This is a genomic window from Pseudomonas sp. B33.4 (assembly GCF_034555375.1).
Lineage (GTDB): Bacteria > Pseudomonadota > Gammaproteobacteria > Pseudomonadales > Pseudomonadaceae > Aquipseudomonas.
The window spans coordinates 2,196,474-2,212,877 of sequence record NZ_CP140706.1 but is presented as its reverse complement, the minus strand read 5'-3'; the positions used below and the strand labels follow the sequence as shown (position 1 = coordinate 2,212,877).

The following is a 16,404-nucleotide window of genomic DNA, read 5'->3' as shown; positions in this document are numbered from 1 at the left end:
TTTGCGCCGTTTCGAGATCTGTCATGCAGGATGCATCCCTCCCCCGCCCGGCTCTGCTGGGCATCGACCTTGGCACCACCAACAGTCTGATCGCCGTCTGGCAGGACGGTCAGGCCCGCCTGATTCCCAACGCCCTCGGCGAGGTGCTGACGCCCTCGGTGGTCAGTCTCGATGAAGACGACACGATTCTGGTCGGCAAAGCCGCCCGCGCCCGCCTGACCACGCACCCGGATCGCACCGCTGCGGCGTTCAAGCGTTTCATGGGCAGCGATAAACGAGTCCAGCTCGGCACACGTCAGTTCAGCCCGGAAGAGTTGTCGGCGCTGGTCCTCGGTTCGCTCAAGCAGGACGCCGAAGCCTTTCTCGGCCACCCGGTGTCGGAAGCGGTGATTTCCGTGCCGGCGTATTTCAGTGACGAACAACGTAAACGCACGCTGTTTGCTGCCGAACTGGCCGGGCTCTCGGTGACACGCCTGATCAACGAACCGACCGCTGCAGCCATGGCATACGGGCTGCATGAACAGAAATTCGAACGCACGCTGATCTTCGATCTCGGCGGCGGTACTTTCGACGTCACGGTGCTGGAATACGCTTTGCCACTGATCGAAGTGCACGCCTCCACCGGCGACAACTTTCTCGGCGGCGAAGACTTCACTGCCGCGCTGTTGCAGGCCTGCCTGAAACACTGGCAACTGACTCCGGCCATGGTCGATGCGCAAAGCATGGCCAGCCTCGGTGACGCGCTGGAACAACTGAAATGCAAACTCGGCGAAGGCACTCAACAACTGAGTTGGCGTCACGCCGACAAGACCTTCGAATGGTCACTGGACGAAGCCGCTGCGGTAAAAATCTGGGAGCCGCTGCTGGCGCGTTTGCGCGCACCGATCGAACAAGCGCTGCGCGATGCCCGACTCAAGCCCCGCGACCTCGACAGCCTGGTACTGGTCGGCGGCGCCACGCGCATGCCGGCGGTGCAGCAAATGGTTGCCACGCTGTTCGGGCGCCTGCCTTATCGGCACCTTGATCCGGACACGATCGTTGCGCTGGGGGCGGCGACGCAAGCGGCATGCAAGGCGCGCGACGGGGCAGTTGAAGAGTTGATTCTGACGGATGTCTGCCCGTATACGCTGGGGATTGCGACCATGCGTGGAGAAGACATCAAAGGTGCCTTCTCGCCCATCATCGAACGTAACACCATCATTCCGACGTCAAGGGTGGAGCGCTATTACACCACCCAACCTAAGCAAACAGTGCTGCGCATCGCCGTCTATCAGGGTGAACGGCCGTGGGTTTGCGACAACATTCTGATTGATGCTTTCGAAGTCACGTTGACGCCTACTCAACACATCCAGGAACTGGACGTGCGCTTCAGCTATGACATCAACGGTTTGCTCGAAGTCGACGTCACCCTGCTCGAAACCGGCGAGCGTCACAGTCACAGCATTGATCGCAGCCCCACCGGTCTGGACGAGCAAGCGCGCCGCGACAGCCATAACCGGCTGTCGACGCTGAAGGTCCATCCACGCGATGCACTGCCCAACCGCACATTGCTGGCCCGTCTGGAGCGGGCATGGATGCAGAGTCTGGGCACGCAACGCGAGCACATTGCCGAATGGCTGCACAGCTTCACCACGGTGCTCGGTGGCCAGCAATCAGCGGAGATCGCCAGCCATCGCACCGAGCTGAACAAGGCACTGGATCAACTGCGCCTCTAGCCGTTGAGCCGCCGCAAAGCGGCCTGCAAGCCGCCGGACAGCATCTCGCTATCGCCGCTGTCCGGCGGCACACCATAGCGGTTGGGCAGCTTGTCACCGGGACAGCCGAACAGCAGCAACGGCAGGAATGGCAGGACCGGCGTCAGCGCCATGAAGATCAGCAATGTGGGAATGCCCCGACCCATGTCGTGCAAGCGACGCAAAATCGCGCCGAACAACAGCAGCACGCCCAATAGCAGGATAAGAATGCCTGCGCCCGTGGTGCCACTGATCAACCCTGCCACTGGCGCAATCACCAAACACCCCAAGACCTGAGCGATAAAAGCCTTGCGCCCCAACCGCGAACCGAGACGCCAGATCGCTGTCGCCGGTACCGGCTGCACATCGCTTTTCGCCAGCAGTAATCGCTCCGACCAGGACAATAACGCGCACAGGGCCAGGCGCAGGCCGACGCTGTTCTGCAAATCATCCTTGCCCTGTTGCAACTGCCGCAGGACCCGCGTCTTCGGCACGCCGGCAGCGCCATAACGAATCAAGCCCTTCAGCGTGTCCAGCGCTTCATACGCCAACAGTTTGTCGACGCCAAAATCGGTCAGTACTTTGCGCGGCGGCCACACCGGCTCGCCCTTGATCAAGCCGTCGCGGAAGCCTTCGAACCAGGCGTCTTCACAACTGACCGCCGCGATCGATTGCAGCAATGCGCGATGCTGCTCGGCACTCAGGCTCGGGTCGTGATAGAGCACGCCCCAGAACATCATCAAACCCAGCAAATCGTCGCCGCAGGCAGCACGATCACTTTCGAGGCAGGTGTAAAGCAGGCTATTGGCAGGCAACCGGGCACTGTCGAGTGCCTGCTGTACGCTGAACAATTGCTGCACCAACAAGCCGTGCACCGGGTCATTGCCTTGCAGCCATCCGAGCAAACCATCGCAACTGCCTTGCTCACGCAGCAAGCGCCGCAACAAAGGTTGCAGGCGACTCAACGGATGAGCCGGATTGAAGGGCAGGCGCTCCAGGCACTGCACATCAATCATTTGCAGCCAGCGTTCGGGCTGGTCCAGCAATGCCAGTAAAAACAACGTCTGAGCGTGCCACTCCCAAGTAGCTTCACCCAACCCGACTGGCGGCCACTGAATCCCGCGCCGGCTCAACTGCACAATCAAATCGAGTTCGGACAAGTCGCAATCATCTTTGACCGCAGCCAGCTTGAACGCGTCTGCCAGCCGTTCCAGCGCAGCGTCGCTGTAAGGCCGCAAGCGGCGCAACCACAGACGACAGACCTTGTGCGGCTCGCCTTGTGTCAGCACCTGCGGCAATGGCCGTGAACCTGAGTCGGCGTCGCTGAACGCGCTCATAGCCAGTGCAATCGGCGCCCTGCGCAACCAGCGCAGGTGTTGCTCAGCCTGATATTTGAACCCGCTCATCACCAGGCTTTCGAGGGCATCGATCGGCAGCGGTGCATCCACAATCTGCTGCAACAACGCAGAATCACCGCGATGCAGCGCCCAGGCGTGGCGGTACAGATGCAGCAATCGGCTATCGGCATTTTCGCCCAGCAATTGCGCGAGCAATGGCAGCTCATCACCGCTCATGCGCCAATCGACAAAGCTTTGCGCAAGGCTCTCAAGCTTCAGCCTCCCGACACCCAGCCAACGGTTGAGTGTTTCGGGGTGTTGTGACGGGCTGCCAAACACCTGACAGTCATCGGCAAGATCCTCTGACCAGTCAGAGATGCCCTGCAGGCGATCGAACGCCTGAATCAGCAGAGGCAGAAAAGTCGGCTGGCGCTTGGCGCACAGCTCCAGCAGACGACTTTCCGCCATCGGATGGCGATGCTCGTTCCACAGCCGGATCCAGCACGGCAATGCCTGATCATCGCGCCCCAGCAGACTGCTCTGACAGGCCAACAGGTAAAGCCAGTCGACATCATCCGGTGCTGCAGCCTGCTGCTCGACGCAGCACTGCAAAAATGTCCGCACGCCGATGCCCGCTTGGGTGAACTGCACCAGGAGGCGCTTGAGGAACGCGGCATCATTCGGCAACGGCAGGCAAGTGTGCCGACTGGCGAAGTCGGCGAACTCATGGAGTGGGCGCTGGGTGAAGATGAAATCGAGGCTACGGGCGTACCACAGTGATTCAGTCTGGGCGGCCTCTGACCATGTGCACATCAGATCCGTATCGAATGGGTCCGGCGTTTCGATTCGCTGGAGAAAGAAGCCCACCTGATGCGCGTCGTCGAAGCCCAGATCCAGCAACTGTTGATCCCAGGCCATACGCTTGGCCAAAAGATTCGCGCAGCGGTACGACAACGGACCGGCGTCGGCCATCCGGTGGTACAGCGGCCAGCTGAGTTCATCGAGCACGTCCAGCGACAGCTCATCCAGCCCTCGAATAAAGGCCTGCCACGCGGCGAAATTGAACCGGCGCGCGGGATCATCCAGCAGCTCGCAAAAATCCCCAAACACTGGAGGGACCTCAACGACAGTCTGTTCCGAGGCTTGGGACTCGTACTCGTGCTCGGGCTCCTCTTCCTCATCTTCACGGGCCAGACGCATGGCGCTTTCGTAGGCCGCGCGCAGCGCCTGGAAGCCTTGCGGGTCGGTCTCCGGGTGATGCGCCGGCAAACGTGCGCGGTAGGCATTGCGAATCAGGTTTTCGTCGTTAGTAGGCTCGATGCCCAAGCGGATCCAGCAACTCATGACCAGTCGAACTCCTTGAGCGATGCCGGACGTGGCGGCAAATCAATTTCCATGTGCCACGGCAAATCAGCAAGGAACCGAGGAATGTTCTCGGCAAGCCCACGGGCAATCCGCACGTTAAGGGCGTTGGCGCCTTGTCGATCCAGTTCGCGCGCCAGCTCATCGTCGCTGGCACTCAGGCAGGACCAAAACGTCCGGCCCACCACGAAGCCATCGAAGTAAGCCATCCAGCTACCGTAGTGAAATTGCGCTCTGAGGGCCAAACGACTGTGCAGCCAGTTGCTTTCGTCCAGGTCGACCCACTGATTGCGCACCGCGCAACGCAAGAGAAAACCCATACGGCCATAGTCCCAGGACAGTATCCCGCCCGGCCCACAACTGCCGAAGGTGCGGCTGGCAAACTCGTGCAGGATGCGTTCACGGGGGGAGAGATCGTCCAGCAAGGCCTGCCATTCACTCGGCAGACAACGCTGCCACGCCAGATAGGCTGCACTCAGGTGTTTGGCATGGCCGTCGTCGGTCATCCGTTCGAGCATGTCGAACAATTGCCCACGGTCGTCGATACCCCAGCTGTCTTTCAGGTCGATGTAGCGATCGTCGCAGAACGCGGGGTCGTCGTAGCTGGCGCCGGTATTGATCGCCGCCATGGGTGCAGACAGGGCGCACAGCCAGCGCTGTTGAATCTCGTCCATGAAAAAAGGCTCCAGGCCGACCGTTGAGGAATGAGGTCGGCAAAACTGCGGCGGATTGTAGAGAAACCGCCGTCAGCGGCAAAGCCGAACAACAGTTTTCTTGCGCGCACAAAAAAGGCCCCGACGTATCGGGGCCTTCATTCAGCGGCTCACCGCCTGTTCAGACGATTGTGTTGCGGCACATGACTCAGTGCTGCAACGCCGGCTTCTGCACCCCATTGATCGGGATGCGTTTGGCTTTCGCTTCTTCCGGGATCACCCGCAACAGGTCGATGCTCAGCAGACCATTGCTCAGATCCGCCGCCTTGATCTCGATGTGATCGGCCAAGCGGAAGGACAGCTTGAACGCACGCTGGGCGATGCCCTGATGCAGGAAGGTAACGCCTTCGTTGGCATCACGCTTGCCACCACTGATGGTCAGCACACCTTTCTCGACTTGCAGCTCCAGGTCTTCTTCCTGGAAACCGGCTGCCGCAACGACGATGCGGTATTGGTCATCACCGTGTTTTTCGACGTTGTAAGGTGGATAGCTGCTGCCTGGCTCGTTGCGCAGGGCGGTTTCGAACAGGTCGTTGAAACGGTCGAAACCCACCGAGGAACGGAACAGTGGCGCGAGGGAAAATGCAGTACTCATGGTTCAAATCTCCTGAAAACAATCAGCAAGTTTTTTTGTCTCCGCGACCCGAATTCGGCATCGCGTACCCCTTAGATAGGGACCGCTGAAATGATTTCAAGAGCGTATTTGCAGATTTTTTTCAGGCCGCTTCGGCGACCGGCAGACCGAGCAAACGCGAGACGTGATCCGGCTCGGTTTCACGGCGCAGGACGGTAAACAGCTCGGCAGCCTCGGGATAATTACGCGTCAGCATGGCCAGCCATTGCTTCAAACGGCCCGGCGACTGGCGCGCGGTCATCTGCGCTTTGGCTTGCAGCCAGAAGTCCTGGATCAGCGGCAGCAGCTCGGCCCAGCTCATCTCGACCACGTCTTCGCCAGCGCGGGCAGCGGCAATTTGCCTGGCCAGATCCGGGCGTGAAACCAGACCACGACCAAGCATGATGTCTTCCACACCACTGATTTCGCGGCAACGACGCCAGTCTTCGACGCTCCAGATATCGCCGTTGGCGAACACCGGGACCTTGACCACGTCCTGCACGCGCGGAATCCACTCCCAGTGCGCCGGCGGTTTGTAACCGTCCATTTTCGTACGGGCATGGACTACGATGTGCTCGGCGCCACCTTCGGCCAACGCCGTGGCACAGACCAGCGAACCGTCCGGACTGTCGAAGCCCAGGCGCATTTTCGCGGTCACGGGAATATGTGCAGGCACAGCGCGGCGCACGTGCTCGACGATCTGATTGAGCAGTTCAGGCTCTTTCAGCAGCACGGCGCCGCCACGGGATTTGTTCACGGTCTTGGCCGGGCAGCCGAAGTTGAGGTCAATGACTTCGGAGCCGAGTTCGCAGGCCAACGCAGCGTTTTCCGCCAGGCACACAGGGTCGGAACCGAGCAATTGCACACGCAATGGCACACCGGATGCGGTGCGCGCGCCGTTTAGCAGTTCCGGGCCGAATTTGTGGAAATAGGCCGGCGTGAGCAACTGGTCGTTGACCCGAATGAATTCGGTCACGCACCAGTCGATGCCGCCAACGCGGGTCAGCACGTCGCGGAGGATGTCGTCGACCAACCCCTCCATGGGCGCCAGAGCAATTTGCATGGGGAAAACACTACTTGAGGAAAAAACGTGGGGCAGTTTACTGGATTGAGCGGCTTAAACCCACGACCACCTGTAGGAGCTGCCGAAGGCTGCGATCTTTTGATGTTGTTTTTTAGAATCAAGATCAAAAGATCGCAGCCTTCGGCAGCTCCTACAGGGATTGTGTCAGGCCGGGGCTTGGATTGCGGGGCCGTAGCCTTCGATGAACTCGGCCGGCATGCGCTTGGGCCTGCCGGTGGACAGTTCGATGCAGACAAAAGTGGTCTGCGCGCGCAACAGCGTGGTGTTGTCACTCGGGCGCTTGAGCTGGAAATGCCGGGTCATTTTCAGGCGCTGATCCCAATCGACGATCCAGGTCGCCAATTGCAACTCGTCGCCCTCATAGGCGGCCGCCAGATAATCGATCTCGTGGCGCACCACCGCCATCGCCCGATCCAGGCGCCGATATTCGACCAGATCCAGACCCAGACGCTGCGAATGGCGCCAGGCACAGCGTTCGAGCCAGGTCACGTACACCGCGTTGTTCGCGTGGCCCAGCCCGTCGATGTCTTCGGCGCCTACTTGCAGATCAATGGTAAACGGCGTTGCCCGATCCCAACCCATGCCCCACTCCCGGTCAATGTATTCAACCCGGGCAGTGTAACGGAGCTCACGCCGATTGGCGCGCCTGCAGGCTGCGGCCGGCCAACAGTGATAACACGCCATCAATCACTCGCGGGTCGGCGAGCACGCGCTGATGACCACCACCCTCAAGCCGCAGCAAGCGGCTGTCGAACCAGGATTCGTGAATCAGTTGCGATTCTTTGACCGAAACGAAGTTGTCGTCCTCGGCATGCACGATCAGGCCAGGCATATCCAGTTGATAGTGAGCAACGTCGAGCGTGGCGGCGCGCATGCCGACATCTTGTTCGACCTGACGAATGAACGCGGAACGCGCTCTGGGAGGCATGCCGACGTAGCGCGCGAAGCCGCGCAGTACGCCGAGTATTCGAGCCGGCGCGGCAATGCTGACCAGCGTTTCGGTGCGCAAGCCCAATTGCACGGCAAGCATGGCGCTGGCGCCACCCATGGAGTGACCGATCACCGCTTGCAGTGGCGGCAACTCGGCAGCGGCTTCGAGCATAGCGCGAGCGAACAATACGACGTTGGCTTCACGCCCCGGCGAACGCCCGTGGGCCGGGCCATCGAGCGCGACAACGGTATAACCGGCGTCGACCAGCGCGGTAATCAGTGCGGCGAACTGAGTGGGCCGCCCTTCCCAACCGTGCATCAGCAGCACTGTCGGGCCCTGCCCCCAGCGCAGCGCCGAGAGGCCGAAGCGTAAAGTGATGCGTTCGGAATTGGCCAGTAATGGCAGCTCCCAATCGCGCAGTGGCAGCGATCGTGGCGTCATGAACGCCAGACGCATTTTGCTCGCCACCCGTTGCGGTGCAATCCAGCCCAAGGTGCCATTAACGCCACGAACCCACTTCAACGTGTTCATCGCTCTCTCCTCAGGCGTGTTGCCTTCAGGTCAACGCACCGCCGACTTGGCAGCGCGCAGCAATCGATCGGATAAATCTCCCGGGCCCAGCGCTCTTGCGAGTGCCAGACCACCCACCATCAAGGCCACATCAGCCAAGGCTTTGTCGGTGTCTTCAGGGCTGGACGCCAACTGCGCAATCATCAATTCCAGGTGTTCGTTCAGCGCGATGCGGAACGATTCCGGCAAACGGCCCAATTCGCCAATCGAAGCTGGAATCGGACACGCCGCGTCACTGGAATCACGATGTTTGCGCGACAGGTAGAACGCAGCGACCAAGGCACGGCGCTCTTCGCCGGTCATTTCGGTATCCATGTCGGCAATCAGGTCGCGGCGGCGACCGAGCAATTGCTTGAACGCTTCGAGCATCATCGCGTCCTTGCTTTCGAAGTGCGCATAGAAGCCGCCAACCGTCAGGCCGGCTGCGCCCATCACTTCGCCCACGCTAGGATCCGCCGGACCACGCTGAATCAGTGCGGCGCTGGCAGCCTTGAGGATGCGTTCGCGGGTTTGAGCTTTTTTATCGTTCATCGTTGCCTCCGAATATTACGAATAGAATATTATTCGCATAATAATATTCTGCAAGTCAAGAATATGACCGCTGGTCTGAAGCACAGTGTAAGGAAAAAGGAGATTTGGCCAAACGCCAGACAAACAAAAGGGCCATTCAATAATTGAATGACCCTTATAAAATCCCGCAGAGCGGGTAATCGTGGCGTCCCCTAGGGGACTCGAACCCCTGTTACCGCCGTGAAAGGGCGGTGTCCTAGGCCACTAGACGAAGGGGACACAAACCTTCTATACAACTGATCAGTGCTGAGATCTGATCGATTCAAGGCCGGTGTGGCCAGACCTTGAACTTGTAAAATTGGTGGAGCTTAGCGGGATCGAACCGCTGACCTCCTGCATGCCATGCAGGCGCTCTCCCAGCTGAGCTAAAGCCCCGGATTTTTCGCCTCGCGGCGGAGCGACATCTTGCAACATCGCTTCTGTAAAACTGGCGTCCCCTAGGGGACTCGAACCCCTGTTACCGCCGTGAAAGGGCGGTGTCCTAGGCCACTAGACGAAGGGGACGCAAACCCTTCTATACAACTGATCAACGCTGAGTGTTGATCGCTTCGAAGCCGGTGTGGCCAGGCTTCGAAGTGTAAATTGGTGGAGCTAAACGGGATCGAACCGTTGACCTCCTGCATGCCATGCAGGCGCTCTCCCAGCTGAGCTATAGCCCCTCATCGTTGATGTCATCGCTGAGGACGGGGCGAATCTTAAGGGCGTATCGAAAGCCTGTCAAACTTATTTTTGAAATTTTTCAAAGTTTTTCGTCGGCATAACAATCACTTACCGCCCTCCCCCCGTAAATTCGGGAGAAGCGCCGAAGGCACGATCAAAAGATCGCAGCCTTCGGCAGCTCCCACAGAGAACAAAAATGCTTAAGCGATAGCGCCCAGCAGCTTTTCCCACTCTTTGTTTTCTTTCTTCGACACGCCGCCCAGCAGGTCGATCGCCTGGCGCAGACGATAACGGGTCAGATCCGGGCCGATGATTTCCATGGCATCAAGTACCGACACCGAACTCGCCTGCCCCGTGATTGCAGCAAACATCAGCGGCATCGCATCACGCAGTTTCAACTCCAGCGATTCGACCACGGCCTGAATCGTCGCGGTGATGTTGTCCTTCTCCCACTGACGCAGGCTTTCCAGCTTCCACAGGATCAACTGCATCAACTGACGAACCTGATCACCCGAAAGCTTCTTCGATTCAAACAGCTTGGCATCCGGATTGACGCCACCGGCGAAGAAGAACCCGCCCAGCGGTGCAACCTGGCTGAAGGTTTCAACGCGCCCCTGCACCAGCGGCGCGATCTTCATCATGTATTCCGGGTTCAACGCCCAAGTCTGCAAGCGACTGGCGAACTCTTCCACCGGCAGATCACGCAGCCACTGGCCGTTGAGCCACGACAGCTTCTCGATATCGAAAATCGGCCCGCCCAGCGAGACACGCTTGAGGTCGAAGTTGTCGACCATTTCCTGCAGCGAGAACTTCTCGCGCTCGTCCGGCATCGACCAGCCCATGCGGCCGAGGTAGTTGAGCATCGCTTCGGGCATGAAGCCCATGCGCTCGTAGAACGTCACCGAGGTCGGGTTCTTGCGCTTGGACAGCTTGCTCTTGTCCGGGTTACGCAGCAGCGGCATGTAGCACAGCTCTGGTTGTTCCCAGCCGAAGTACTCGTAAAGCAGAATCAGTTTCGGCGCCGATGGCAGCCACTCTTCGCCACGCAGCACGTGAGTGATACCCATCAGGTGATCATCGACCACGTTGGCGAGGAAGTACGTCGGCAGGCCATCGGTCTTCATCAGCACTTGCATGTCCATGCGATCCCACGGGATCTCGACGTCGCCACGGAGCATGTCCGGCACCACACAAACGCCTTCGCTCGGCACTTTCATGCGGATTACGTGGGGTTCGCCAGCCGCCAGGCGGGACGCGACTTCTTCTTTCGACAGCAGCAGCGCGCGGCCGTCATAGCGTGGGGTTTCGCCGCGAGCCATTTGCTCGGCGCGCATCTGATCGAGTTCTTCAGCGGTGCAGAAGCATGGGAACGCATGGCCCATGTCGACCAGTTGCTGGCAGTACTTCTGATAGATATCGCCGCGCTCGCTCTGGCGATACGGGCCGTGCGGGCCGCCAACGTCCGGGCCTTCACTCCAGTCGATACCCAACCAGCGCAGGGCGTCGAAGATCTGCTGTTCGGACTCGCGGGTCGAACGCAACTGGTCGGTGTCTTCGATCCGCAGGATGAACTCACCGCCATGCTGCTTGGCAAAGCAGTAGTTGAACAATGCGATGTAAGCGGTACCTACGTGGGGATCCCCGGTAGGCGATGGCGCGATGCGAGTGCGGACGGTGGTCATGGCATGTCTCGAAAAGAATGAAAAGCAAAACAATCAAGCGGCGAATGGTAACAGGCGACACCCGCCCCGCTCCAGCGGGCAGGGCATTTAAGCCAAGTTTGCGTCTGTAAGGCCCGTAAGCCGTGATGAATGACGGAATATCAGCAGATGGCATTTACCGTTTATCGGCTGTATGCCAGATTCGCCTGCTGATAACTTTCCTTACAATTCCTCGACTACAGTTTGCCCATGCCTGCCCAACTCAAGCGTCGCCTGTTGATTTTCCTGCTGCTCGTCCTGCTGATCGCCGGGGGCTTTTTCGCCCATTGGTTTTTCAAGGGACGCTTTTATGAAAGCACCGACAACGCCTATGTCCAGGGCGAAATCACCCGTGTGTCGAGCCAACTGAGCGCGCGCATCGATGAAGTGCTGGTGCAGGACAATCAACACGTGGAAAAAGGCCAGTTGCTGGTGCGCCTCGAACCAAATGATTTCCGTCTGGCCATCGATCGCGCCAACGCCGCCCTCGCGACACGCGAGGCGGAACGCCTGCAAGCGCAAAGCAAATTGACTCAGCAAGCCAGTCTGATTGCTTCCAGTGATGCGCAAGTGGCGACCACGCAAGCGACACTTGGCCGCTCGCAGATGGATTTGTCGCGGGCCGAAACCCTGCGCAAACCCGGTTATGTTTCCGAAGAACGCGTGACCACCCTCTCCGCCGACGCCCACATTGCTCGTTCACAAGTGGCCAAGGCACAGGCCGACGCGCAAGGCCAGCGCCAGCAGGTCAACGCCCTGAACGCGGAAATCAAACGCCTCGACGCCCAGATCGCCAACGCCCGCGCCGATCTGGCGCAAGCCGAACTCAACCTGACCCGCAGCGAAATCCACGCGCCAATCAGTGGTCTGGTCGGTCAGCGCGCCGCCCGTAACGGCCAAGTGGTGCAGGCCGGCGCTTACCTGTTGTCGATCGTCCCGGATGAAGACATCTGGGTACAGGCCAACTTCAAGGAAACCCAGATCGGCCACATGCAACCCGGGCAAAAAGCCGAGCTGACCTTTGATGCGTATGGCGACACGCCGATCGAAGCGCGGGTCGACAGCCTGTTCGCCGCCTCAGGCGCGCAATTCAGTCTGCTGCCACCGGACAACGCCACTGGCAACTTCACCAAGGTCGTGCAGCGGATTCCGGTGAAACTGACCTTCAAGGCCGATAACCCGTTGCACGGCAAGATCCGTCCGGGCATGTCGGTGACCGCCACCGTGAACATCAAAGACGCCCCGGACAATGGCCGGTGATTCGCTGATCCGCCCGGTCGGCGAACCGACCCGGCGGGACTGGATTGCGGTGATGAGCGTGATGCTCGGCGCCTTTATGGCCGTGCTCGACATCCAGATCACCAACTCGTCGCTGAAAGATATTCAAGGTGCGTTGTCGGCGACACTGGAAGAAGGCTCGTGGATTTCCACGTCGTATCTGGTCGCGGAAATCATCATGATCCCGCTGACCGCGTGGCTGGTGCAGCTGCTGTCGGCGCGGCGACTGGCGGTTTGGGTGTCGCTGGGCTTTCTGGTTTCGTCGTTGCTGTGCTCGATGGCCTGGAGCCTGGAAAGCATGATCGTCTTTCGCGCCATGCAGGGATTCACCGGCGGCGCGCTGATTCCGCTGGCGTTCACCCTGACCCTGATCAAACTCCCCGAACACCACCGCGCCAAAGGCATGGCGATGTTCGCCATGACCGCCACATTCGCGCCGTCCATTGGCCCGACACTGGGTGGCTGGCTCACGGAAAACTGGGGCTGGGAGTACATTTTCTATATCAACATTCCGCCGGGCCTGATCATGATCGCCGGGTTGATGTACGGGCTGGAGAAGAAAGAAGCGCACTGGGAATTGCTCAAAAGCACCGACTACACCGGCATCCTCACGCTGGGGATTGGCCTCGGTTGCTTGCAGGTGTTTCTGGAAGAAGGCCATCGCAAGGACTGGCTCGAATCAAGCCTGATCGTGACGCTGGGCAGCATTGCGCTGGTGAGCCTGATCACTTTTGTGATTGTGCAGATATCCAAGCCCAATCCGTTGATCAACCTTGGCATTCTGCGCAATCGCAACTTTGGCTTGTCGAGTATTTCCAGCCTGGGGATGGGTGTCGGGTTGTACGGTTCGATTTATTTGTTGCCGTTGTATCTGGCACAGATCCAGAACTATAACGCCCTGCAGATCGGCGAAGTGATCATGTGGATGGGCGTGCCGCAGCTGTTTCTGATTCCGCTGGTGCCCAAGCTGATGAAGTTTGTTTCGCCGAAATGGCTGTGCACGATTGGCTTCGGGCTGTTCGGGCTGGCGAGCTTTTCTTCCGGCGTGCTCAATCCGGATTTTGCCGGGCCGCAGTTCAATCAGATCCAGATCATTCGGGCGCTGGGGCAGCCGTTGATCATGGTGACCATTTCGCTGATCGCCACGGCGTACATCCTGCCGCAGGACGCAGGGTCGGCATCGAGTCTGTTCAATATCCTGCGAAATCTGGGTGGCGCGATTGGTATTGCCCTGCTCGCGACGCTGCTGGACGCGCGCACCAAGACGTACTTCGATTATCTGCGCGAGGCGGTGGTGCCGACCAACCCGCAGGTGGCCGAGCGACTGGCGTCGATGACCGATCGATTTGGCAGTGACACGGCGGCGCTGGGCAAATTGAGTGAGATCGTCCATCAGCAGGCGGCGATCATGGCTTACAACGATGCGTTTCACTTTGTCGGGATTGCGCTGGGGATCAGTATGTTGGCGATTTTGTTGACCAAGAAATTGCCACAAGGGTTGAAGGCTGGGGAATCTCATTAAGACCGCGTCGCCTCAATCGCGAGCAGGCTCGCTCCCACAGGGGTTTTGTGAACGACACAGATCCAAAGTGGGAGCGAGCCTGCTCGCGAAGAGGCCCGCTCAGGCAATGAAGATCAAACCGCCAAAAGCCGCTCGCGCAGTTTGGCAATCTCATCACGCATCTGCGCCGCCGCTTCAAACTCCAGATCCCGCGCCAGCTGATACATCTTCTCTTCCAGCGCACGAATACGCTTGGTGATCTCGCTCGGCGAGCGCAGCTCGGCTTCGTACTTGGCGTTTTCTTCGGCAGCCTTGGCCATGCCTTTGCGCTTCTTGCTGCGCGAGCCCGGCACGGTGGCGCCTTCCATGATGTCGGCGACGTCCTTGAATACGCCTTTCGGGGTAATGCCGTTTTCCAGGTTGAAGGCGATCTGTTTGTCGCGACGCCGCTCGGTTTCGCCAATCGCCCGTTCCATCGAACCGGTCATGCGATCGGCATACAGAATCGCCCGGCCATTGAGGTTCCGCGCTGCGCGGCCAATGGTCTGGATCAGCGAACGCTCGGAACGCAGAAAACCTTCCTTGTCGGCGTCGAGAATCGCCACCAGCGACACTTCCGGCATGTCGAGGCCCTCACGAAGCAGGTTGATCCCGACCAGCACATCGAAGGTGCCGAGGCGCAGGTCGCGGATGATCTCGACCCGCTCGACGGTGTCGATGTCCGAGTGCAGATAACGCACACGCACGCCGTGATCAGCAAGGTAATCGGTGAGGTCTTCGGCCATGCGCTTGGTCAGCGTGGTGACCAGCACCCGCTCCTCGACGGCCACGCGCTTGCTGATTTCCGAGAGCAGATCGTCAACCTGAGTCAGCGCCGGACGTACTTCAACCTGCGGGTCGACCAGACCGGTAGGACGCACCACTTGCTCGACCACCCGCCCGGCGTGCTCGGCTTCGTAGTTGCCCGGCGTCGCCGAGACGAAAATGGTCTGCGGGCTGACCCCTTCCCACTCGTCAAAACGCATCGGCCGGTTATCCAGTGCCGAAGGCAGACGGAAACCGTATTCGACGAGGGTTTCCTTACGCGAACGGTCGCCCTTATACATCGCGCCGACCTGCGGCACGCTGACGTGGGACTCGTCGATCACCAGCAAGGCATCGGCCGGCAGGTAATCGTAGAGCGTCGGCGGCGCAGCGCCGGCCGGACGACCAGACAGATAGCGCGAGTAGTTTTCGATGCCGTTGCAATAACCCAGCTCGAGGATCATTTCCAGGTCGAAACGGGTGCGCTGCTCAAGGCGCTGGGCTTCGACCAGTTTGTTGTTGCTGCGCAGGTATTCGAGGCGTTCCTGCAGTTCGACTTTGATGTGTTCGATGGCGTCGAGCAGGGTTTCCCGTGGCGTCACATAGTGGCTCTTCGGGTAGAAGGTGAAGCGCGGCATCTTGCGGATGACCTCGCCGGTAAGCGGGTCGAATGCGGAAATGCTTTCGACTTCGTCATCGAACAACTCGATGCGGATCGCTTCCAGATCGGATTCCGCCGGGTAAATGTCGATCACATCGCCACGGACGCGGAAGGTCGCGCGGGCAAAATCCATGTCGTTGCGGGTGTATTGCAAATCGGCCAGACGCCGTAGCAACGCACGCTGATCGAGTTTGTCGCCGCGATCGACGTGCAGCACCATCTTCAAATAGGTTTCCGGGCTACCGAGACCGTAGATGCACGACACCGTAGTGACGATGATCGCGTCCTTACGCTCCAGCAATGCTTTGGTCGCGGACAGGCGCATCTGCTCGATGTGGTCGTTGATCGACGCGTCCTTCTCGATGAAGGTGTCGGACGACGGCACATAGGCTTCGGGCTGATAGTAGTCGTAGTAGGAAACGAAGTATTCGACGGCGTTATTCGGGAAGAACGCCTTGAACTCACCGTACAACTGCGCGGCGAGGGTTTTGTTCGGCGCCAGCACCAGCGTCGGGCGCTGAATCTGCGAGATGACATTGGCGATGCTGAAGGTCTTGCCCGAGCCGGTCACACCAAGCAGCGTCTGGTGCGCCAGGCCGGCTTCGATGCCCTCCACCAGTTGGCGAATGGCCTCCGGCTGATCGCCGGCGGGCTCGAAGCGGGTGACGAGCTGGAATTCGGACATAAACACCTCTGGAATCGCGGCATTCCGAGTAAAGCGGAGCACCACGGGGACGACCGCAAATGACCGGTGTCGCGCAAGAAAAAACCTGGATTGTGCTCAATGTGGTGGCGATTGCCCGCTCTTTCAAGGCAAACGTCCTACATCCGCTAAAGACTCTGACACGAGCAGTCGACTAACGGTCAAGAAATAATCGGAAAAACTT

General features: G+C 59.4%; 12 protein-coding genes and 4 tRNA genes. 3 read left to right on the top strand and 13 right to left on the bottom strand.

All coding sequences use genetic code 11. The features are described 5' to 3' along the window. The first annotated feature begins 23 nt into the window (after positions 1–23). Positions 24–1,715 (top strand): molecular chaperone HscC, encoded by a 1,692-nt coding sequence (locus U6037_RS09720; RefSeq protein ID WP_322846576.1) that lies wholly within the window; start codon positions 24–26, stop codon positions 1,713–1,715. Here U6037_RS09720 and U6037_RS09715 read toward each other — a convergent pair. The 12 genes from U6037_RS09715 to gltX form a co-directional block, all read right to left on the bottom strand. Beyond that, positions 1,712–4,414, bottom strand: a complete 2,703-nt coding sequence (locus U6037_RS09715; protein WP_322846575.1) for a DUF805 domain-containing protein — start codon at positions 4,412–4,414, stop codon at positions 1,712–1,714. The genes U6037_RS09720 and U6037_RS09715 overlap by 4 nt on opposite strands. Then, the gene (locus U6037_RS09710) at positions 4,411–5,106 is read right to left on the bottom strand and encodes a DUF1266 domain-containing protein (protein WP_322846574.1); all 696 of its coding nucleotides are present in this window, start codon (positions 5,104–5,106) and stop codon (positions 4,411–4,413) included. Before U6037_RS09710 ends, U6037_RS09715 begins: the two co-directional genes overlap by 4 nt. Positions 5,107–5,293: 187 nt before the next feature. Further along, on the bottom strand, positions 5,294–5,740 hold the full coding sequence (locus U6037_RS09705) for an Hsp20 family protein (RefSeq protein ID WP_016985252.1): 447 nt from the start codon (positions 5,738–5,740) through the stop codon (positions 5,294–5,296). Between the two features lie 121 nt (positions 5,741–5,861). Further along, entirely contained in the window at positions 5,862–6,821 is a 960-nt protein-coding gene (locus tag U6037_RS09700; protein ID WP_322846573.1) for a tRNA-dihydrouridine synthase, read from the bottom strand. A 165-nt stretch (positions 6,822–6,986) separates the two neighbouring features. Continuing rightward, a complete protein-coding gene (locus tag U6037_RS09695; protein ID WP_322846572.1) occupies positions 6,987–7,424 on the bottom strand; it encodes a thioesterase family protein in 438 nt (145 codons plus the stop codon). Between the two features lie 46 nt (positions 7,425–7,470). Next, entirely contained in the window at positions 7,471–8,304 is an 834-nt protein-coding gene (locus U6037_RS09690) for an alpha/beta fold hydrolase (protein ID WP_322846571.1), read from the bottom strand. Between the two features lie 30 nt (positions 8,305–8,334). Further along, a complete protein-coding gene (locus tag U6037_RS09685; RefSeq protein WP_322846570.1) occupies positions 8,335–8,874 on the bottom strand; it encodes a TetR/AcrR family transcriptional regulator in 540 nt (179 codons plus the stop codon). Positions 8,875–9,056: 182 nt separating this feature from the next. Next, positions 9,057–9,132: transfer RNA gene (locus tag U6037_RS09680), tRNA-Glu, on the bottom strand. A gap of 80 nt (positions 9,133–9,212) precedes the next feature. Beyond that, a tRNA-Ala gene (locus U6037_RS09675) sits at positions 9,213–9,288 on the bottom strand. 53 nt (positions 9,289–9,341) lie between these two features. Beyond that, positions 9,342–9,417: transfer RNA gene (locus U6037_RS09670), tRNA-Glu, on the bottom strand. A gap of 79 nt (positions 9,418–9,496) precedes the next feature. Then, positions 9,497–9,572, bottom strand: a tRNA-Ala gene (locus tag U6037_RS09665). A gap of 201 nt (positions 9,573–9,773) precedes the next feature. After that, on the bottom strand, positions 9,774–11,255 hold the full coding sequence (gene gltX / locus U6037_RS09660) for a glutamate--tRNA ligase (RefSeq protein ID WP_160057136.1): 1,482 nt from the start codon (positions 11,253–11,255) through the stop codon (positions 9,774–9,776). Between the two features lie 228 nt (positions 11,256–11,483). Between gltX and U6037_RS09655 the strand changes: the two genes are divergently transcribed. After that, positions 11,484–12,533, top strand: a complete 1,050-nt coding sequence (locus tag U6037_RS09655; RefSeq protein WP_127926569.1) for an HlyD family secretion protein — start codon at positions 11,484–11,486, stop codon at positions 12,531–12,533. A 49-nt stretch (positions 12,534–12,582) separates the two neighbouring features. Next, positions 12,583–14,073, top strand: coding sequence for an MDR family MFS transporter (locus U6037_RS09650; RefSeq protein ID WP_175555719.1), 1,491 nt, complete (start codon positions 12,583–12,585; stop codon positions 14,071–14,073). Between the two features lie 113 nt (positions 14,074–14,186). Here the strand turns inward: U6037_RS09650 and uvrB are convergent, their stop codons facing one another. Then, the gene (gene uvrB, locus U6037_RS09645) at positions 14,187–16,202 is read right to left on the bottom strand and encodes an excinuclease ABC subunit UvrB (RefSeq protein WP_322846569.1); all 2,016 of its coding nucleotides are present in this window, start codon (positions 16,200–16,202) and stop codon (positions 14,187–14,189) included. Between the last annotated feature and the right edge of the window lie 202 nt (positions 16,203–16,404).

What these genes read in the sequence shown, in the direction of transcription:
- U6037_RS09720 (WP_322846576.1), top strand. Translation starts at nt 24, where the DNA reads ATGCAGGATGCATCCCTCCCCCGCCCGGCTCTGCTGGGCATCGACCTT.
- U6037_RS09685 (WP_322846570.1), bottom strand. Translation starts at nt 8,874, where the DNA reads ATGAACGATAAAAAAGCTCAAACCCGCGAACGCATCCTCAAGGCTGCC.
- U6037_RS09695 (WP_322846572.1), bottom strand. Translation starts at nt 7,424, where the DNA reads ATGGGTTGGGATCGGGCAACGCCGTTTACCATTGATCTGCAAGTAGGC.
- U6037_RS09655 (WP_127926569.1), top strand. Translation starts at nt 11,484, where the DNA reads ATGCCTGCCCAACTCAAGCGTCGCCTGTTGATTTTCCTGCTGCTCGTC.
- U6037_RS09700 (WP_322846573.1), bottom strand. Translation starts at nt 6,821, where the DNA reads ATGCAAATTGCTCTGGCGCCCATGGAGGGGTTGGTCGACGACATCCTC.
- U6037_RS09710 (WP_322846574.1), bottom strand. Translation starts at nt 5,106, where the DNA reads ATGGACGAGATTCAACAGCGCTGGCTGTGCGCCCTGTCTGCACCCATG.
- uvrB (WP_322846569.1), bottom strand. Translation starts at nt 16,202, where the DNA reads ATGTCCGAATTCCAGCTCGTCACCCGCTTCGAGCCCGCCGGCGATCAG.
- U6037_RS09690 (WP_322846571.1), bottom strand. Translation starts at nt 8,304, where the DNA reads ATGAACACGTTGAAGTGGGTTCGTGGCGTTAATGGCACCTTGGGCTGG.
- U6037_RS09715 (WP_322846575.1), bottom strand. Translation starts at nt 4,414, where the DNA reads ATGAGTTGCTGGATCCGCTTGGGCATCGAGCCTACTAACGACGAAAAC.
- gltX (WP_160057136.1), bottom strand. Translation starts at nt 11,255, where the DNA reads ATGACCACCGTCCGCACTCGCATCGCGCCATCGCCTACCGGGGATCCC.
- U6037_RS09705 (WP_016985252.1), bottom strand. Translation starts at nt 5,740, where the DNA reads ATGAGTACTGCATTTTCCCTCGCGCCACTGTTCCGTTCCTCGGTGGGT.